We start from the raw sequence: 18,394 nt of genomic DNA, 5'->3' as shown, positions 1-18,394 counted from the left end.
TGGCGGCGATACATCCATGCAAGCTGAGCCAATGAAACCCGTCGAAAAACCCACTGTCATCATTATCGGACGCCCCAATGTGGGGAAGAGCACGCTGTTCAATCGGCTAGTGGGCAAGAAACTTGCGCTGGTCGATGACCAACCCGGCGTGACCCGCGACCGGCGGATGGGCGATGCGGAGATTGCGGGCTTGCAGTTTACCGTGGTCGATACCGCCGGATGGGAGGATGAGGACGAGCTTTCGCTGCCCGGCCGGATGCGCAAACAAACCGAGGCGAGCCTTGAGGGTGCAGATGCGGCGATGTTCGTAGTGGACGCGCGCGCAGGCCTGACCCCACTCGACAATGAAATTGCGCGCTACCTTCGCGAACATGACGTGCCGATCGTACTGGTCGCCAATAAGGCCGAAGGCAAATCGGGCGAAGCGGGCGTTTTGGAAAGCTATGAACTCGGCTTTGGCGAGCCTGTCGCCGTCTCAGCTGAACATGGCGAAGGGATTGCCGATCTTTTCGGCGGGCTCTGGCCTATCATTGGCGAGAAGGCCGACGCAGCAGAAGCCGCAGCCAATGCGCCGCGCGATGAAGAATACGAGGACGAAGAAAATGCGCCGCTTGGGCCATTGAAGCTCGCCATCGTAGGTCGCCCCAATGCTGGCAAATCGACACTGATCAACCGCCTACTGGGCGAAGATCGGCTTTTGACAGGGCCAGAAGCCGGGATCACCCGCGATTCCATCGCCATCGATTGGGAATGGACTGACCCGAAAACAGGCGACACGCGCGAAATTCGCCTCATAGACACCGCAGGGATGCGTAAAAAACGCAATGTGACGGAAAAGCTGGAAAAGCTATCTGTCGCAGACGCCCGGCGCGCGGTGGACTTTGCCGAGGTGGTCGTGCTGCTGCTTGATGCGACACAGGGGCTTGAACACCAAGACCTCAAAATCGCGGCGCTTGCTCTGGAAGAGGGCCGCGCGCTTATGGTTGCGATCAACAAATGGGATGTGGCCGAAAACGCCTCATCGCTCTTTAACGGGATCAAAGCCGCGCTGCACGATGGTCTGGCACAGGTTCGCGGCCTTCCGGTGTTCTCAGTGAGCGCCAAGACCGGCAAAGGGCTCGATACGATGCTTGGTGCGGCGTTTACCTTGCGCGATAGCTGGTCGAAGCGCGTGCCCACTGCGGCGCTCAACCGTTGGTTCGACGATGCGCTCGCCGCCAATCCGCCGCCTGCGCCCGGTGGCCGCCGGATCAAACTGCGCTACATCACGCAGGCTGGCACCCGCCCTCCCCGCTTTGTGGTCTTCGGGAGCCGCCTTGATGACCTTCCCAAGAGTTATGAGCGTTATTTGATCAACGGCATCCGCTCTAAGCTGGGCTTTGAAGCCGTACCGGTGCGTGTGACGCTCAAAAGCCCTAAGAACCCCTACAATGCCAATCGCGGTGGAGGCGGAAACTACTCCAGCGGCAATAAGAAATCATGATGTTCGAGCTTCTCACCGCCAGCGTTGCCAGCGAAATCCTCGCCCGGACAGCGGACACACCGCGCGTCCTTCGCGCCGTCGAGCTTAGCTTGGCGCCCGCTTTCCTTCTGGTTGGCATTGGCAGCATTATGAATGTGATGATGGCGCGCATCATCTGGATCGCGGGGCGGATTGAACGCCTTGCCGATAGCGACAAGGACAACGATGACATCGCTCACGCGAGCGAAGTCGAATGGCTGCGCAAACGCCGCCGTCTGGTGCGCGTGGCGATCAAATTCTCGACCGCTGCAGCCGTGGTCATCAGCTTCGTCATCGCGATCCTGTTTGTCTCGGCCTATATCGAGCCCAGGATCGGGACGGTTGTCGCGGTTTTATGGGTAGTGACGGTGGCGCTTTTGATCACAGGGTTGATCTATTTCTTCCGCGAAACGCTGCTTGCAGCAGACGGGCCGAAGATAGACGCGCGACCCTAACGACCCCTGTGGGCGCAAAAAAGGCGGGGACATTGCCGCCCCGCCCTTCTGGTAAACTTGAACGCCTTTAATTCGTCCCGGCTTTTGTTTCGCCCTCTCCCGCGGGGTGGCTTTGCAACTGGACGTAATTCTGGATGCCCATTTTCTCGATCATATCGAATTGGGTTTCCAGAAAATCGACGTGTTCTTCTTCGTTGGCAAGAATGTCTTCGAATATCTGCTCCGAGGTGTAGTCACGCACGCTCTTGGCATATTCCGCCGCGTCGCGAAGGAGCGGGATGGCCTCCATCTCGAGCGCAAGGTCAGCTTCGAGAATTTCCTTCACATCCTCGCCAACCTTCAGATTGTGGATCGCCTGAAAGTTGGGAAGGCCGTTGAGAAACAGGATGCGTTCGGCGAGGCGGTCGGCGTGCTGCATCTCTTCGATGCTCTCGTGCCGTTCATATTCAGCCAGTTTGGTGACGCCCCAATCGGCAAGCACGCGGTAGTGCAGCCAGTATTGATTGATCGCGGTCAGCTCATTGGTGAGCGCCTTGTTCAGGAATTCGATGACTTTGGGATCGCCCTTCATAGGATTGTATCCTCTATTATGCGTTGGCCTACGGGGTTTGAGCCAGATCAATGCCTGACCCTTTATAGGACCATATATAGAGGCTCGCCCTGCCCTCTAGCAAGGGGAAGGGTGAAAAATTGCATTTGGAATCAGTTGCTTGAGAGCGGCTCGCAATTGCGGCTGCGCGCCTTATAATGCGACTTCTTTGCAGCGCTTGGCTTGCGGATCGAGACTGGCGATAAGCGCGCGCTCTTCCTCGATCAATTTTTGAGCCTTCTCAAGGCACTGTCCGCAATTCGGGCGCTTTCCAAGCGTCGCATAGACCGTTTCCGCATCGCCACCCGATTGAACGGCGGCGGCCCGAAGGTCGGTTTCGCGAATGGCGTTGCAGATGCAAGTGTACATAAGGCCCTCTCTGCCGCGCAAGAATCACTCCTGCGAAGCGTTTGCAACACCTAGATATGCGAATTAATCGCAATAGCAAGCTTATTTGTGCGTGGACGGGGGCTTTTTCCAAAGGCGCTCCCGCAATCCCAAGACGAATCACCTTGGTTTATCGCTTGAGCGGGAAAACCTGCCGATAGGTCAGGCATCGCCACAGCCACTCCAGCGGGCCATAACGATAGCGTTCGAGCCAAGGCTTTGACCAGGCGAGCATCACCGCCCAGCAGGCCAGCACGACAAGATAAAGCTCAGGCCTAGAAAGCTCGCCATAAAGACCAAGTGCCCAGCCGTGCATCAGGAATACCATTACCACCGATGTGCCAAGGTAATTGGTAAAAGCCGCGCGCCCCGCTGCCCTTATCCGGACAGCAAGCCAGCCGCTCCATGCTGGTGAATAGGCAACCAAAAGCGCGGCAATGCCAAGCGCCATGATCGCGCGCGGAAATGGTGAGAGGCCAAAGAACGCCGAAATCGTGCTGTAATAGCTAAAGCCTGCGCCTTGCACATATAAAGCGATGGCGAGATTACCCAAGGCGCCAATGAGCAATCCAATCCAGCCCCATTTCTTAAGGTCGCTTGGTGGCACGCCGCCGCTGAAAAATCCCATCCGATACAGCGCCATCCCGATCAGCATCATCGGAATGCACTCAAAGACGATGAGCCACGCATTGATGAAGGGATCAAAGGTGTTTTCAGAAAGCTTGTGCGCGACGATTTCGCCATAGCTTCCCTCAAGCTTGAGCTTGCTTAGCGCTGCATCTTTTTCAAGCGTTTGCGCCTTACCCGTGGCCAGCGCGTCTTGGAACTCCACCATGCCGGCCTCGCCTCTCGCCGGGCTATCCGCCATAAAGCCAAGCGGCGCCATGATCGCGCCCAGAATAAGCGCGCCGACAACATAGGCGGTCACGCCAATGCCCATCATGCGTTTGAGTGACAATTTGAGCAAAGGAAGCACTCCCAGCCCGCACATCCCATAAAGAGCCAGAATATCGCCCTGCCACAGGAAGAAGAAATGAATAAGGCCAATGGCAAGCAGGATAAGCAATCGCCACGCCTGAAGCCAGCGCGTCTGCCCTCGCCCCCAAGCGCGCTCCATAAACAGATAGACGCCCGCACCGAACAAGAGAGTGAAGAGCACGCGCATCTTGCCATCAATGAGAACGAATTGCGCAATCCATAACCAGCCGTCCGGATCACCGGATCCGCCAATCCATGCGCTGGGATAGGTATAGGCGCTAAACGGCTGACCAAAGGCGACGATATTCGCCACAAGAATGCCCATCACGGCAATCCCGCGCACAAAATCGAGCGTTTCGATCCGGTCTTTGGCGGTTACTGGTCCCGCTGATGGCCCTTGCGCCGATGACATAAAATTCCCCTGAGCCTTTAATGCAGCGCGAAACTAGCAGCGCTGCGGCTCAGGGGAAGGGGGAGAGAGGGTGAAAAGGGTTACGGCTGCTTTACGAGGCATCCTTGGCCTTGGCGCTTGAGAGCGTCACAGGCGCGCTGTGCCTCGGCGCGGCTGTAGAAACCCACCGCTTGCAGACGGGTCACATTGCCGCCGGGGACAAGCGCTTTGCTAGTACCGGAAAGCGCCGGGTTCGATTGCAGCTTAGCCCACAGGCGGTCTGCGTTGCTCGATACGCCAAAGGCCCCCAATTGCACGCGCCATTTCCCCGTGCGCGTCGCTGAAGGCGTTGACGATGCGGGTGCAGGAAGCGGAGCGGGAGCCGGAGTGTAGGAGGCTTGAGCAGGCGCAGCGCGTTGAGGGGCTTGCTCAACAAAGACGGGTTGCGGTGTGGGTGCTGGTGCGGATGCTCGTGCGGATGCCACCGCCGGAATGGAAGATGGCGTGGCTGGCGCTGGTTGCCCCAGATCAATCGCTGCCAGTTCCGCGCTGCGACGCTGGGCTGCTTCTTGTTCGAGCTGGCGCGCAAGCGATTGCGCCTGCTGGCGCTGCGCCATGGGCACATATTGGTCCATTTGTTGAAGCGCGGTGGCGGCCTGAGGCAAACCTTTGCCATTCGCCAGAGTCAAAAGCGCATAAGCGCGCACCCAGTCCTTGTCCGCATAGTCTGCGTTGAAATGCGCCAGGCCCAGTACATATTGCGCGCGCGGGTCGCCGCGATCTGATGCGTCCTTGATCAAGGGCATGGCCTTTGCCTGCTCGCCTTGCTGAAACAGCAAAAGGCCGAAATTATCCGCTGCCTTCACATGGCCGCGCTGTGCGGCTTGCTCATACAGGGCACGAGCACGGTTGATGTCGGCAGGAACACCGCGGCCAAGGCGATAGGCCTGCGCAAGGTTAAACAAAGCATCGGCATCACCATTTTCGGCGGGCAATTGCCATTCGCTCACCGCCTGAGTGTAATTGCCAGCCGACCACGCATCGACCCCTTGTTTGACATCGGCAGCAGCAGGCACTGCGATGACAGCAGCTGCAAGAGCGCTCGCGCCTGCAAAAATGCGAAGCCGGGTCGGTCCTGTGTGATTAAAATGAGCCATTGTGCCTTATGCCCTTTGACAGTTTCACCAATTGGTTAGCCGCGCAAATAACTGGTTTCGCGCGCGAGATATGGTGCAATCCCTAGCCTTATAATGGTTAGCATTTCGTTGATATGAGCCGAGTAAACCCCTGCCGCTCGCACCCGGAAAGGCACAGCAGCAGCGCGCGATGGTGAACACCGCCAAAACGAGAGCATAACGCATTAACCCAAAATTAGGGGTAGTCTGCGATTTCCCTCTTTGGAAAGGCCGCAATTGTGCGGCTCACACATGGTCACGAAATTCCAGGGGGACCGGTTTTGCGCGTACTCGCATTGGCATCGCAGAAAGGCGGATCAGGCAAGACAACCTTGTCCGGGCATCTGGCCGTCCAGGCTCAGCGCGCAGGCGCAGGTCCGGTCGTGCTGATCGATATTGACCCACAAGGCTCGCTTGCCGACTGGTGGAATGAACGCGAGGCGGAATATCCCGCCTTTGCCCAAACCACCGTTTCGCGTCTCGCCAACGATCTGGCCATTTTGCGCCAGCAAGGGTTCAAACTCGCGGTCATCGATACACCGCCCGCTATCACCATGGCGATCCAGTCGGTGATCTCTGTCGCAGAACTGATCGTTGTACCTACCCGGCCCAGCCCGCACGATCTGCGCGCTGTGGGCGCGACGGTCGACCTGTGCGAGCGCGCTGGCAAGCCGCTGGTGTTTGTCGTCAATGCCGCAACGCCTAAGGCGAAGATCACATCCGAAGCTGCTGTTGCCCTGTCACAGCACGGCACCGTTGCTCCGATCACCCTTCACCACCGCACCGATTTTGCCGCCTCCATGATTGATGGCCGCACGGTGATGGAAGTCGAGCCTGATGGTCGCAGCTCTGCTGAGATCACTGCGCTTTGGAAATACATTTCGGACCGTCTGGAAAAGAACTTCCGCCGCACGGTCTTTGCCTCACCCGGTGCTGGTCCACAGGTCCAGCCCAATGGCGTCCAACGTCCAGCTGGTGGCTTTGGCCGCCGCGTGGCGCAGTAAAGGCGGCCGCGAGCGCTATGTCCGACGCCAGCTTCGCCTCGCTTGGACCCACTCTGCTCGCTCGCAAGGGCGGGGCAAAGCCTGCCATGCGCCCGCAAGTTGTGCCCTATCCCGGTATGATGTCCGCCAATGAAGACCAGCTTGAAGATCTGGGCTGGAACGACATGGGAGAGGGAAGCGATGCAGATGAGGCGAGCGCGAGCAAGCCGAAGCGCAGCGCCAAGAAAAAATCCAAAGGTCAAAGGAAAGCAGCCGCCAAAGCCAGCAAGCCTGAACGCCGCGCCGCTTTCACCTTGCGCCTTGACCCGGACCGTCACCTCAAACTGCGCCTTGCTGCCACGATGAAGGGCAAAAGCGCGCAAGTGCTGGTGACTGAGGCGCTTGACCAGATGCTCGGCGAAATTGCCGATCTCGATGCCCTTGCCCGGCGCATGAGGCCCAAAGCGGTCAGGAAGGGCTGACCATGACATTCATTCAACCGACGAAGACACTGAAGAAAATCAAACCACTAGGGGAAACGAAAATGGCTCGTCATTCATCACGCACCAGCGGTCCCAAATTGGGGCTGATCATGGGCTCTGCGCTTGCGAGCCTTGCGCTTGCCAGCTGTGCGTCTTCCGCACCGCCTGCGCAGGTTTCGTTCACCAAGGCCGAAAACGCTTTGGCGAAAGGCAATGTGGACAAGGCCGTATCGCACGCAGAAGCCGCCGTGCTCGCCTCCCCACGTGACCCTGAATACCGCGCCATCCTCGGCAGCGCCTATCTTGAAGCTGGTCGCTTTGCATCGGCAGCAACCGCATTTGGCGATGCGATGGAACTTGGCGACAGTCGCGGTCGCACTGTCTTAAGCTATGCGCTTGCCAAAACGGCGATCGGCGACAACGCGGCGGCCGTACGCGAACTTCAAGCGCGCCAGAACAGTGTCCCGCGCGCTGACCTTGGCCTTGCACTTGCGCTTGCAGGTGAAGCCGAGCGAGGCGTTCAAATCCTCATCGAGAGCATTCGCGAAGGCAGCACTTCGCCAAAGTCGCGTCAAAACCTTGCCTATGCCTATGCGCTTGCTGGCAATTGGCGTGCAGCGCGCGTGATGGCCGCAGAAGATGTGCCCGCCGATCAGCTTGATGCGCGCCTTTCCGATTGGGCTGCAAGCGCGCGTCCAGAAGATCATATGCTGCGCGTTTCAACCCTGCTTGGCCTTAAGCCTGTGAACGATGCAGGCCAACCGCAACACCTTGCGCTTGCCAACTTCCCAGCCTTTGCGGACACGGTTGCCGAGGTGGAACAACTCGCCAGCGCTGAGCCTGCACCTGTTGCAGCGCCCAAGGCTGCCGCAAATCCCGCTCCGGTCAAAGCATCCGCCCCGGCACCGCGTGAAAGCGAAGCGATGGCTATGGGCCTTGCAGATTATGACGGTGTAACCGGTGGCGATCGCGCGCCAACTCCGGCGAGGGCTGCGGCTCCTGCTCCCGCCCCGTCGGTTGCAGCGGTCGCACCGAAACCTGCCGCACGCCGGTTTGTGTCAAACGAAGTTGTGCAAGCAACGCCCAAGCCCGCTGCAGCACCCGCACCGCGCGCTGCTGCGCCAAAGCCCGCGCCAACCCGCACGGCGCCAACTCGCACTGCTCAGGCCAGCGCTCCTAAAACGGGCGCTGCCGACACCCACCTCATTCAGCTTGGCGCGTTCAACAGCCGCGAAGTGGCTGAGGCCAAATGGAAAGAATTTCAGCGCCGTTATCCGGCCCTGCGCGGTCATGACGCGGTCTTCACCGAAGCCGAAGTCAATGGACGCACTTTCTTCCGTGTCGCCGCTGCTGGCTTTGGCGCGCGCGATGCCCGTTCAGTTTGCGGCTCGGTCAAACGTTCGGGCGGCGGCTGCTTTGCTTATGCAAAATCCAGCCCACCGGCAGGCGCGGTGAAAAGCGGTGTTCGTGTGGCCGCTCGCTAAGAGACTTTCCCCCGCTTAAGCAATTTACGACGCTTCAGCGAAACTGCCCCCGGATGAGCCCACCGCTCTTCGGGGGCCATTTTTATGCCCGGTCAGTGATAGAAACGCCGCCTTTGACCAGCGCGCGCACCCGGCCCTCGACCCCTTGCATATCAAACGGGGTATTATCGGCGGTCGCGGCCATCTTTGCCCGGTTCACCACCCAGGGCGCATCGGGATCGACAACCGCAATATCGGCCTCCAGCCCGGCTTCAAGCGCCCCCGCAGGCACACCTAGAAGATTTGCTGGATTACCGCTCAAAAGAGCAAATGCGCGCGGCATATCGATGTGTTCATCACGCACCAGCCCCATCACCATGGCGAGCAACGTCTCTGCTCCTGCCATGCCGGGTTCAGCATCCGCAAATGGCAGCCGCTTATCCTCTGGCCCGCGTGGGTCGTGGCCGCTAGCGATCACATCGACGGTTCCGTCCGCAATCGCGGCAAGTGCGGCTTTGCGATCAGCTTCGCTGCGCAAAGGCGGTGAAAGCCTTGTGAAAGTGCGGAAATCAACTGTGGCAAGGTCGGATAGCATGAAATGCGCGGGCGTTATCCCGCAAGTGACGCGAACGCCTTTGGCCTTGGCGCTTCGTACCAGATCAAAGCCCGCAGCCGTCGTGACTTGGCGGAAATGAAGCCGAGCGCCGCTTAGCTCTGCCAGAGCAATGTCGCGCGCGATCGCAAGCGCTTCTGCTTCGGCAGGGGCGCTTGGCAGGCCCAACCGTGTCGCAATCTCTCCTGCCGTGGCGCTCGCATTGCCCACAAGGGCTGCATCCTCGGCGTGGGTGACCACTACAAGGTCAAGCATCGCGGCATATTGGCAAAGCCGCAGCATCACGCCGCTATCGGCTATCCATTGGCGACCGGTTGCGACCCCGCGCGCGCCTGCTTCTCGCATCAAGGCAATCTCGGCAAGCTCGCGCCCCTCAAGCCCGCGTGTCGCCGCTGCGAGTGGGTGAACCCAAAGGTCGGGCTTGCCACTTTTCGCGATGTAATTGACGCGGCTGGGATAATCGAGCGGCGGGGATTGGTCGGGCATCAAAGCCGCGCGCGTAATCCCGCCAAAATGAAACGCAGGCTTATCAATCGCAAAGACACCAAAATCGACGATGCCCGGTGCAATCAGCTTGCCGCGCGCGTCGATAATATCGTCACCTTCTTGCGGCGCGACATCCGAACCGACCGCTTCGATCAAGCCCTCAACGCATCGCACCGCGCCTTTAACAAGGCCTTGCAGCGTAACGATTTGCCCATTGATGATCGTGAGGGGGTTTGTTTGCTTCATGCCGACCCCCCCTCAACGCCGCGCGTTTTCCGGGTCAGCACATCGAGACAGGCCATGCGGATCGCGACGCCCATCTCAACCTGACTGGTGATGATCGAGCGCCCGATCATGTCCGCGACCTCACTATCGATCTCTACGCCCCTGTTCATCGGCCCGGGATGCATCACCAGTGCGTCAGGCGCCGCCCGCTCAAGCCGCGCTTTCGTCAGGCCATAAAGGTGATGATATTCGCGCGCCGAGGGGATGAATTGGCCTGACATACGTTCCGACTGAAGGCGCAGCATCATGACAACATCCACCCCTTCAAGAGCCGCATCGAAGTCATGGAATACTTGCGCGCCCATCATCTCCACCCCTTGCGGCATAAGCGCAGGGGGCGAGCATAAGCGAACGCTGGCACCCATTGCTTGAAGGCACAGGATGTTTGAGCGCGCGACGCGGCTGTGAAGGATGTCACCACAGATCAAAATGGTTCGCCCGGTGAAGTCTTCGCTCCCCTCGCCGCGCTCAGCCAATGCTTTGCGCAACGCCAGCGCATCGAGAAGCGCCTGCGTCGGGTGTTCGTGCTGCCCATCGCCTGCGTTGAGAACCGGGCAATCGACCTTATCCGCAATGAGCTGCGTCGCCCCGCTTGAGCCGTGGCGAATAACAATCGCATCGGCGCGCATCGCGTTAAGGGTGATCGCGGTATCAATCAGCGTCTCGCCTTTTTTAACGCTCGATTGCGCGGCGTGCATATTGACGACATCAGCGCCCAAGCGCTTGCCCGCAATTTCAAAAGACAAAAGCGTGCGGGTCGAGTTTTCGAAGAAGGCATTGATGATGGTGAGCCCGCTCAACAATTCAGAGCGCTTGTTGCTGCCCCGGTTCAATTCCACCCACTCTTCAGCAGATGCCAGGAGATAGAGGATCTCGTGCCGTTCCAACTGGCTTATGCCAGTAAGGCTGGTGTGGGGAAACGCGTTTCGTCCATCGGGAAATCGACCCGAGTTCAAAACGTCGCTCGCGCATTGGTCTTGCGTGTTGTCCATTAAAGCCACGCCTTTAGTCGAGCTCTGAACGACGCTCAACCCAAAGCTTGACCGCTTCCCCTAGAAGTTTGGCGATTGCGTGCTTATGGTTCAAGGAACCATGCCCTTCGTTTGCGCGTTCAGGGTCGAGATTTTCAAGGAATTCAAATGAGCTTTTTGGGCAAAGCGTGGAAGATTATCGTCGGCATCAAGGACGGGCTTGTCCTTGTGTTCATGCTTTTGTTCTTCGTCATGCTGTTCAGCATCCTTTCTGCCACCCCCAACCCCGGTCAGGTGCGCGATGGCGCTTTGTACATCGATATGACCGGCTTTGTCGTGGAAGAGAAAAGCGAAGTCGACCCGCTCGATACGCTGCTCAGCGGTTCTGCCCCTCCGGTTGAAATCCTGGCGCGAGACATGGTGCGCGCGCTTGATCATGCGGCGAGCGATAACCGGGTGAAAGCTGTCGTTCTTGACCTCACCGGATTTATCGGCGGGGGACAGGTTCATATGCAGGAAATCGCCGATGCGATGGACCGCGTGCGCAAAGCCGAAAAGCCGGTTTTGACCTATGCACTGGGCTATGGTGATGACCATATGCACCTTGCCTCTCACGCAAGTGAGGTTTGGGTTGATCCCATGGGCGGCGCAGTGATCGCAGGGCCCGGCGGCGCGCGGCTCTATTACGCTGGCCTCCTCGACAAGCTCAAGGTCAATATGCGCGTCTACCGCGTGGGCACGTTCAAATCGGCGGTTGAGCCCTATATTCTCAGCGCCCCTTCCGAGGCAGCGCTTGAAAATCAGGCCAGCCTTTACGGCGCGCTTTGGGAGGAATGGCAGGCTAATGTTAAAAAGGCGCGCCCATCACTGGAGCTCGACCGGGTTATCAGCGATCCCGTCGCTTGGGTGGAAGGCTCATCGGGCGACCTTGCCAAAGCAGCGCTTGATGCAGGGCTCGTCGATAAAATCGGCACGCGGGTCGAATTTGGCGAACACATTGCCACTGTCGCTGGAGAGGATCCTTACGACAAGAAACCGGGTGCTTACGCCAAAAGCGAATTTGCCCCCTACCTTGCCGATATTGGTCCTGGCACTGGCTCATCCAGCAATGAAATCGCGGTTGTCACCATCGCAGGCACCATCGTTGATGGCGAGGCAGGTCCGGGTGCAGCGGGCGGCGAGCGTATCGTAAAGCTGCTCGACGAAGCCTTGATCGACGATAATGTGAAAGGGCTTGTGGTGCGGGTCGATTCCCCCGGCGGCTCTGCCATGGCATCGGAAGACATTCGCCTTGCGGTTGAACGCTTCCGCGCTGAAAAAGACGTGCCGGTTGCGGTGTCCTTTGCCAATGTCGCAGCTAGCGGCGGTTATTGGGTGGCAACCAAAGCTGATCGCATTTTTGCTCAGCCAGAGACGATCACAGGTTCCATCGGCGTCTTTGCTTTTATTCCGACATTTGAAAACACCGCCGCTGAAATCGGCGTCAATGCAGCCGGCTATCGCACAACGCCTCTGTCGGGCCAACCGGACCTGATTGATGGTTTTACACCAGAGATTGACGCCATCCTTCAGGCCTCTGTCGAAAACACCTATTCAGAATTTCTCACTCGCGTTGCCCAAGCGCGCAATATGACCACAGCGCGCGTCGATGAAATCGCACAAGGGCGCGTGTGGGATGGCGGCACTGCGCGCCAGCTTGGCCTTGTCGATCAGTTCGGCGGGCTTGGCGATGCGCTGCAATGGGTCGCGGCGCAAGCCGGGCTTGAAGACGATGACTGGAGCACGCGCTTCCTTGGTAAATCGCCATCGGGTTACGATTCACTCATCCGCCAGCTTCTGACCAATTCAGCAGCTCCGGCGGAACAAACTCGCGGGAGCGATCTATTCGCAATGACCGCGCGCCAACGCGAGGTGCTGTTGAGCCAGATTGCCAGCGATGCACAATTGCTCACCAGCGCGCAGGGCGTGCAGGCTTATTGCCTTGAGTGCCCCAATAATGTGCGCCCTTCCGCCGCCCATAACAGCGATGGTTTTGCAAAACTCATCGCCAGCTGGCTTGCGCGCTAAACCGATCGGTTTTCGCCTGAAAGCCCGCTTGCAATGCAGCCTATCGCGCAGTAGATGCACGGCCCTGTCCTTGAGGGATTTTCAGGCTCCTCAAACGCAAAACGGGCGGGCGCGTAGCTCAGTGGTAGAGCACACCCTTCACACGGGTGGGGTCGCAAGTTCAATCCTTGCCGTGCCCACCATATTTTCAATGACTTAGGTAGACTGGTTGACTGACGTATGAAACCAGTATGAAACAATCGAGGGTGGCCGCACCACGGTTCCGTCAATGGGCCAGAAGCAGCAAGTTTTTCGCAATAGCCTCTGACCATGCTCTGCATGCAAAGGGTGCTCGACTTGAGCAAATCGTAATCTGAGCTCGCAACAGACTACGCTTTCCGGTTCATGGCGATCCCCTGACCGGACCTTCCGATGTTGAACAGCTAGGCAATAGTATTACCGATTTGCTTGTTTGTTGCGGATAAAAGATGCTTCGGATCTGAGGGTACTATGCCTACCAACGCTGTCCCGACGACACCTTTTGCGAATGCGCGATCAATGAAGGAGCCCAGTCGAAGGGTTTTCGGCACTGAGTTAGAGTTTGGCCGGACGGTGGTGCCTTTGGGCCTTCATTGAGATTGCCAACAGGAACTACTCCCAATCCTGATTGCCCCCTTAGAGTGAACGAGTCAAAATCCAATCGGCTATGCTGCGAAAGTGGTAAGTCTACTCAATCGACCAGAGGCCAGGTTCCCAGAGAATGGCTTTCTTCGATCGTCGGAACAGCAGTTGGTCCCAACTTAAAGCGACTGGATCGTCATCGCCCTACTAACGGATATGGGGTGGTCCGAAAGTGGCATCCCGTTTGGGCTGCCTTCAGGGGAAACTGAACTCGAGATAGAGGCTTCCGGACCGCAAATACGGTTAGCAAAGCTAGATAAAGAGTCCAGATTTTTTCCGAAAGCTACAGCGCTCGCGTTCGCCAGTCATCGTTTTGATTGGTCGCAAGACATTATTGCTGCGAAGGCGAGGACCCCAGCTCTTTCAATCTATGGTGAATTGCAGGCTTAGAGCCGAAGGCTCCAACTCACCTGAAGCACGAACTTATTTTTCCTATGCCGCCAATGATTTCCAATCAGTAGCCAAGTAGCAACGCAGAGTTTTCGGCCCTCGGAGAAAGAACCGCAAGCACCTCCAACGCCGCTGAGGCGAGCGGAGCGGTGCGCCCCAAACACAAAACGCCGGGCCTTCCCTGTTGGAAAGGCCCGGCGCTTGATTACAGCCGGGGCTGAAGGTTGGAGCTTAGAAGCGCCAGCTCAGCGAGGCTTGAGCCTGGTCGTTCGAAAGAACGCCGCGGCCCATGTCCGAGGTGACAGACAGCGATGCTGAGAAGTTGTTGCCAAGCAACATTTCCGCGCCAGCGTTGACGCTCACCCACTCTGGATCGAGCGAGTTGGAGATGCTGAACGGCGTATCAGCTGCACCGAAGAAGTGCGCGGATACTACGTCCTCAGTATCGCCAAGCTCACGAGCATAGGCCACCGAACCGAACGCACGAAGCGCGCTCTTCTCGCTGGTCTTGATGTCGAAGCTTGCCATTGCGCCGAGTTTCGCGCCCACCGAGGTGAAGGTGCGATCATCGATGCTGAGGCCAAATGCACCTGCGCCTGTCTCGTCATAGCCGCCAATGCGGTTGTTGAGATAGTCGACGCTTGCCACTGGGCCCATCTCGATGCCGTCAGCAAGGTCGAAGGCATAGCCCATGCGGACCCCGCCAAACACCTGGCTGCTGTCGGATTGGCCAATAGCGTTGTCATAGGCAAGAGCGAACTCACCTTGCGCTTCGCGGTTGGCACCAAGACGAAGGTCAGCGGAACCGGCATAACCATCGGCGAACAGGCCGCCGTCGTTATAGCTGGCGTAGATCGCAACCGACTGAGCAAGATCGCCCTGGGTTTGACCGCCGGTCAGCACGTCCTGGCTGTTGCGGATGTTGGAGACGGCTACACCGAAGCTGAAGCCTTCCGACAAACGCATATCAGCGCCGACAGTGATTTCGCCGGCTTGGGTGAGAGCGGCTTGCTCGAACGCATTCGCGCCGATTGTGCCAGTGCTCACGCCATTGACGCCAAAGGCACCAAAGCCGCCAAAGCCGTTGCCGGTCACACCCTGCTGGATCTGGCCGCCATTGCGGTAGATGCCAGAAGCGGTGCCGAACACGCCGATCTTGCCGATTTCGGCAGGAGCGCCGCCAGCGATAGCGAAGCTAGCATTGCCAGCAGCGCTGAACGCACCCGATGCACGCGAACCATCACGCAGCGTAAGGTTACGCTGAGCGATCTGGCCGGTGAAGCGCTGCGACATGGCATTGGCTGCAAACGTCTGGTTGAAGGCGTTCACCGGAGTGATCGACGACAGTGTCGCACCCAGCGTGTCAATGCTAGCCGCATCGATATAGTCGAACAGACCAGCAAACTCGGCGAAACGCGACTGGCGCAAGACGTCGAGCACGGTGCCCAACTCTTCCAACCGGTGGCCAAAGCCAAGTATTCCGCGCAGACTGCGTGCAACGAACTTAACGACAACTTCGTTGCCCTCGACCCGCGATTCAGCAGTGAGAATGGCCGAACGGCCGATAAACACGGTGTCATCGAACGCGCCATCGATCGCGCCAGCGGTAAGCACAGTGTACTCAGTGCCGAAGCGCGGACGACGACCATCTGCAGCCACAACCAACGTGCCATCCAAGAAGGCAGTGCCGGTGATGTCGTACGTGTCGCTGACAACCGAGCGACGACTACCGCGAGCGTAGTCACTCCACAGTGCGCCGCCCGAAGTTTGAAGATAGTCGCCGTTGATCGTCATCGAACCGATGTGGCCGATACCACCAGCGCTCAGAACACCTTCGATGTTCAAAAGAGCATTGGTGTTGATCGTGCCGCCATCGCCAGCAAGCTCACCGCCGACGAGGTAATAGAACGGGGTGTTGATGACACCATCGTTCACAACCAGCCCGCCAAACTGCTCGATGTCCTGAATAGTGGTGAAGCTATAGGGAGAATCAACGTGCAGTTTTGCGCGAGAGCTGTTCACGACCAGCTTGTCGATCTCAACATCCATGTCGACCGTGGTGCGGCCTTTATTGTTGAGATGGACTTCGAAATACTGTGCTGGATTAGCAAAGGCGACACCGGGCGTTCCGTCGGTGTTCTGTGGCACGAAGCCGGTCGAACCTGGGCCAAGCAGAGCGGAGCTTTCTGGTAGCGTTGTATCGATGCCTTCAAAGCCCGGGGTGATGGTCCCATCGTTACCCGAAATGTCGACGCCAAGCACGGTGCCAAGTTTCGGGCCGCTTTCAAAGATGCCCGGCTCATTGCCAGTTGGAATACCATTCACAATGGCTCCGGTTTCATCTTGAATGAAGAAGCCTGGATCAAGGTCTTGGGTCCAGTGGGTTGGGTCTGACCAGTTTCCATTACCCTTTTTCGCCGAAACATACTTGTATGGCGTATTTTCGGTGATGAACTCGAAGAATGGATAGAGCGGATTGTAAAAGCTCACATCCGAATAGGCAGAGCCCAGACCAAAGAAGTCAAAACCGCCAGACAGAACGCCGATTGCGAGCGGGAAGTCCGCAAGCTGGTCAGCGACCAGTGGCGATCCGGAGTCGCCAGGAGCCGTGCCTGCTTCGCCAGCAAGCGCATCGCCATCGAAATAGTCGATTGCGTACACTGCTTCGAGGCTCTCACACGAAATCGTGTCGCCCGGAAATACGCATCCAGCGCTTGCTTCCGGAGTACGGTTCGGATCGTCGAAATCGGTCCAGTAGTAGGCCTGGCTTTCAAAGCCGAGGGATACCGTCGATGGCGCAAAGTCCGGGAAGATCGGATCGATGTAATCGCCAAGACTCCCGACCATGCCAAGCATATTTTCACCCACACGGCGAAGGAAACGATCGCCCGCATTGGTGCCGCCAGTGAGGCCGGTACCGTTCGTGCCATAACCAACTTGCAGAACGTGCGTGAGCTCGGTCAGCGGGGTCAGCAGGATTGGCAGCGAAGGCACGTCAGTGATGGGCGCATCAAGCGCAATCATTGCAACGTCCGCCCATGGGAATCCAAGACCCGTATTGTCGAGGTTTCCGGTTGGGTGAATGATGACGTCGGTCGAGAGCGCAGCGCCGCCATCAGCATAACCAGCACCGGTTTGGATGGTGTTGATCAAGCGCGGAAAGCTGTCTTGCCCGGTGGAGACGAGCATCGTGGTCGATGCGCCGGATTCGGGCAGACCATATTCCTCAGACGAGAACGTCGCGAGGCCGCCGCTGCTTTGGTTCACACAGTGCGCTGCAAACAGAACGGTGCGTGGGTTGATCACACTGCCCGAGCAGTTGAAGAACACGCCGCCGCTAATATTGTCCTGAATGAAGATGTGCACCGCATAAGGCGCTGTGTCATCCGGATCGCCGAAGTCCACACCAACATCGTCACGTACAATCAGCTGCTGGTCAGGGCCGTTGATGCTGCCGATGTAGTCATCGCTGGTGCGCGAGACACGGAAGTCGTGAACGTCGGTCATAGTGACGCTGAGTGCGCCAGTATCAAGGCCAGAGAAGGTGTTGAGCGGAGCCACGGCGGCGCGCGCGTCATAACCATCTGCGGTTTCGGTGTCTTCGGCCACTGGACCTACGAGATCGGCATCGACCCCGTCATTTGCATACGCGGGAGACGCAGCAAGAGCTCCGGCAAGAGCAATCGAGCCCACACCAGACATTAGAATACGATTTTTCATGATTTCCCCCTGAGTCTTCAAGTTGAATGCGATAGTTAATACACACTGAATGCGCTTTGCAAAGCAGTTTCCTGACAATTCCTGCGTCTCTCGAGCATCCGATGTGTAGATGTTTAGACCGGATAAAGCCCGGAGGATAAAACTCAGACTTCGCAAGCTGGATCTGGATCGACCTATGACTCGGGGGGATTGGCCCATTTGGCCGCGCTGTGAGTTCGGCCAATACATTTCTATTTCCTATGACTGGACGAAATCTCCATCACAACGATCTCGCTCTACTGCTTTTAATAATCAGATCACAAACGCCTTCACCCAACGTTCGAGTGCATTGGATTAAGTTGGGTACAGCTCCGGCTCAGCAAACAATATGAGCCGACGATAGTGACATCTCGTAACTATGCAGGGGATGGCAGCAAAAGCATCAGAGACAAGACTAATTCTCTCGAAATCCTACGGCCCTACAGTCTCGCGTCCCGATTGTGTCCCCGCTAATGAACGGCAGTTTCGTCCTCCAAATCCTGACCTAGGCCCCTCACAAAGTTTCCGACTGCTCCAAATGCATATCGCAAAAAAAGCGCGATGCTGCCCGCTCACGGACCCTACGGGCAAATAAGCCCCGAAGTGCTTCGCAAAAGCTGTTGATGGAGCCCTCCTCAACGCGGGAACGTCAAAATGCAGGATTTAGCACCAAACCAGAGCAAGAAAAAATGGAGAGTGCGACGCGAGACGCGGGCCGTTTGCAAAAAACAGCGCGATAAGGAGGCATCTATGGTTAAGGTGGCTTAGGGATAACCACGA

General features: G+C 57.8%; 13 protein-coding genes and 1 tRNA gene. 7 read left to right on the top strand and 7 right to left on the bottom strand.

Going from position 1 to position 18,394, the window contains the following annotated elements; all coding sequences use genetic code 11:
* Window positions 1–31: 31 nt before the first annotated feature.
* Window positions 32–1,483: a ribosome biogenesis GTPase Der gene (der, locus tag INR77_RS04975; RefSeq protein WP_223072840.1), complete on the top strand. Its 1,452-nt coding sequence runs from the start codon at window positions 32–34 to the stop codon at window positions 1,481–1,483.
* Complete coding sequence (locus INR77_RS04970) at window positions 1,480–1,956, top strand: DUF2721 domain-containing protein (protein ID WP_223072838.1); 477 nt, start codon at window positions 1,480–1,482, stop codon at window positions 1,954–1,956. Before der ends, INR77_RS04970 begins: the two co-directional genes overlap by 4 nt.
* A 67-nt stretch (window positions 1,957–2,023) precedes the next feature.
* Here INR77_RS04970 and bfr read toward each other — a convergent pair whose 3' ends face one another.
* The 4 genes from bfr to INR77_RS04950 form a co-directional block, all read right to left on the bottom strand.
* A complete protein-coding gene (gene bfr / locus INR77_RS04965) occupies window positions 2,024–2,527 on the bottom strand; it encodes a bacterioferritin (RefSeq protein WP_223072836.1) in 504 nt (167 codons plus the stop codon).
* 171 nt (window positions 2,528–2,698) lie between these two features.
* Window positions 2,699–2,914, bottom strand: coding sequence for a bacterioferritin-associated ferredoxin (locus INR77_RS04960; RefSeq protein WP_223072835.1), 216 nt, complete (start codon window positions 2,912–2,914; stop codon window positions 2,699–2,701).
* A gap of 148 nt (window positions 2,915–3,062) precedes the next feature.
* Entirely contained in the window at window positions 3,063–4,322 is a 1,260-nt protein-coding gene (locus INR77_RS04955) for a DUF418 domain-containing protein (protein WP_255573943.1), read from the bottom strand.
* A gap of 80 nt (window positions 4,323–4,402) precedes the next feature.
* Entirely contained in the window at window positions 4,403–5,458 is a 1,056-nt protein-coding gene (locus tag INR77_RS04950; protein WP_223072833.1) for an SPOR domain-containing protein, read from the bottom strand.
* A 299-nt stretch (window positions 5,459–5,757) separates the two neighbouring features.
* On the opposite strand from INR77_RS04950, the gene INR77_RS04945 reads away from it, so the two are divergent.
* The 3 genes from INR77_RS04945 (at window position 5,758) to INR77_RS04935 (ending at window position 8,425) form a co-directional block, all read left to right on the top strand.
* Window positions 5,758–6,480, top strand: a complete 723-nt coding sequence (locus INR77_RS04945) for a ParA family protein (RefSeq protein ID WP_223072832.1) — start codon at window positions 5,758–5,760, stop codon at window positions 6,478–6,480.
* Between the two features lie 17 nt (window positions 6,481–6,497).
* Complete coding sequence (locus tag INR77_RS04940; RefSeq protein ID WP_223072830.1) at window positions 6,498–6,941, top strand: type II toxin-antitoxin system HicB family antitoxin; 444 nt, start codon at window positions 6,498–6,500, stop codon at window positions 6,939–6,941.
* A 62-nt stretch (window positions 6,942–7,003) separates the two neighbouring features.
* Complete coding sequence (locus tag INR77_RS04935) at window positions 7,004–8,425, top strand: SPOR domain-containing protein (RefSeq protein WP_223072829.1); 1,422 nt, start codon at window positions 7,004–7,006, stop codon at window positions 8,423–8,425.
* 82 nt (window positions 8,426–8,507) lie between these two features.
* On the opposite strand, the gene INR77_RS04930 is transcribed toward INR77_RS04935, so the two are convergent.
* Both INR77_RS04930 and INR77_RS04925 read right to left on the bottom strand, forming a co-directional pair.
* Complete coding sequence (locus tag INR77_RS04930) at window positions 8,508–9,749, bottom strand: dihydroorotase family protein (RefSeq protein WP_223072827.1); 1,242 nt, start codon at window positions 9,747–9,749, stop codon at window positions 8,508–8,510.
* The gene (locus tag INR77_RS04925; protein WP_223072826.1) at window positions 9,746–10,780 is read right to left on the bottom strand and encodes an aspartate carbamoyltransferase catalytic subunit; all 1,035 of its coding nucleotides are present in this window, start codon (window positions 10,778–10,780) and stop codon (window positions 9,746–9,748) included. Before INR77_RS04925 ends, INR77_RS04930 begins: the two co-directional genes overlap by 4 nt.
* A 147-nt stretch (window positions 10,781–10,927) precedes the next feature.
* Between INR77_RS04925 and sppA the strand changes: the two genes are divergently transcribed.
* Together sppA and INR77_RS04915 are read left to right on the top strand one after the other, a co-directional pair.
* Complete coding sequence (gene sppA / locus INR77_RS04920; RefSeq protein ID WP_223072825.1) at window positions 10,928–12,826, top strand: signal peptide peptidase SppA; 1,899 nt, start codon at window positions 10,928–10,930, stop codon at window positions 12,824–12,826.
* A 107-nt stretch (window positions 12,827–12,933) separates the two neighbouring features.
* Window positions 12,934–13,008, top strand: a tRNA-Val gene (locus INR77_RS04915).
* Between the two features lie 1,099 nt (window positions 13,009–14,107).
* Here the strand turns inward: INR77_RS04915 and INR77_RS04910 are convergent.
* Window positions 14,108–17,596, bottom strand: coding sequence for an autotransporter domain-containing protein (locus tag INR77_RS04910; protein WP_223072823.1), 3,489 nt, complete (start codon window positions 17,594–17,596; stop codon window positions 14,108–14,110).
* Between the last annotated feature and the right edge of the window lie 798 nt (window positions 17,597–18,394).

The organism is Erythrobacter sp. SCSIO 43205 (assembly GCF_019904235.1).
In the GTDB taxonomy this organism is placed as follows: domain Bacteria; phylum Pseudomonadota; class Alphaproteobacteria; order Sphingomonadales; family Sphingomonadaceae; genus Erythrobacter.
This window is presented reverse-complemented; position numbering and strand designations above follow the sequence as displayed.

What these genes read in the sequence shown, in the direction of transcription:
- der (WP_223072840.1), top strand. Translation starts at nt 32, where the DNA reads ATGAAACCCGTCGAAAAACCCACTGTCATCATTATCGGACGCCCCAAT.
- INR77_RS04970 (WP_223072838.1), top strand. Translation starts at nt 1,480, where the DNA reads ATGATGTTCGAGCTTCTCACCGCCAGCGTTGCCAGCGAAATCCTCGCC.
- bfr (WP_223072836.1), bottom strand. Translation starts at nt 2,527, where the DNA reads ATGAAGGGCGATCCCAAAGTCATCGAATTCCTGAACAAGGCGCTCACC.
- INR77_RS04960 (WP_223072835.1), bottom strand. Translation starts at nt 2,914, where the DNA reads ATGTACACTTGCATCTGCAACGCCATTCGCGAAACCGACCTTCGGGCC.
- INR77_RS04955 (WP_255573943.1), bottom strand. Translation starts at nt 4,322, where the DNA reads ATGTCATCGGCGCAAGGGCCATCAGCGGGACCAGTAACCGCCAAAGAC.
- INR77_RS04950 (WP_223072833.1), bottom strand. Translation starts at nt 5,458, where the DNA reads ATGGCTCATTTTAATCACACAGGACCGACCCGGCTTCGCATTTTTGCA.
- INR77_RS04940 (WP_223072830.1), top strand. Translation starts at nt 6,498, where the DNA reads ATGTCCGACGCCAGCTTCGCCTCGCTTGGACCCACTCTGCTCGCTCGC.
- INR77_RS04935 (WP_223072829.1), top strand. Translation starts at nt 7,004, where the DNA reads ATGGCTCGTCATTCATCACGCACCAGCGGTCCCAAATTGGGGCTGATC.
- INR77_RS04930 (WP_223072827.1), bottom strand. Translation starts at nt 9,749, where the DNA reads ATGAAGCAAACAAACCCCCTCACGATCATCAATGGGCAAATCGTTACG.
- INR77_RS04925 (WP_223072826.1), bottom strand. Translation starts at nt 10,780, where the DNA reads ATGGACAACACGCAAGACCAATGCGCGAGCGACGTTTTGAACTCGGGT.
- sppA (WP_223072825.1), top strand. Translation starts at nt 10,928, where the DNA reads ATGAGCTTTTTGGGCAAAGCGTGGAAGATTATCGTCGGCATCAAGGAC.
- INR77_RS04910 (WP_223072823.1), bottom strand. Translation starts at nt 17,596, where the DNA reads ATGAAAAATCGTATTCTAATGTCTGGTGTGGGCTCGATTGCTCTTGCC.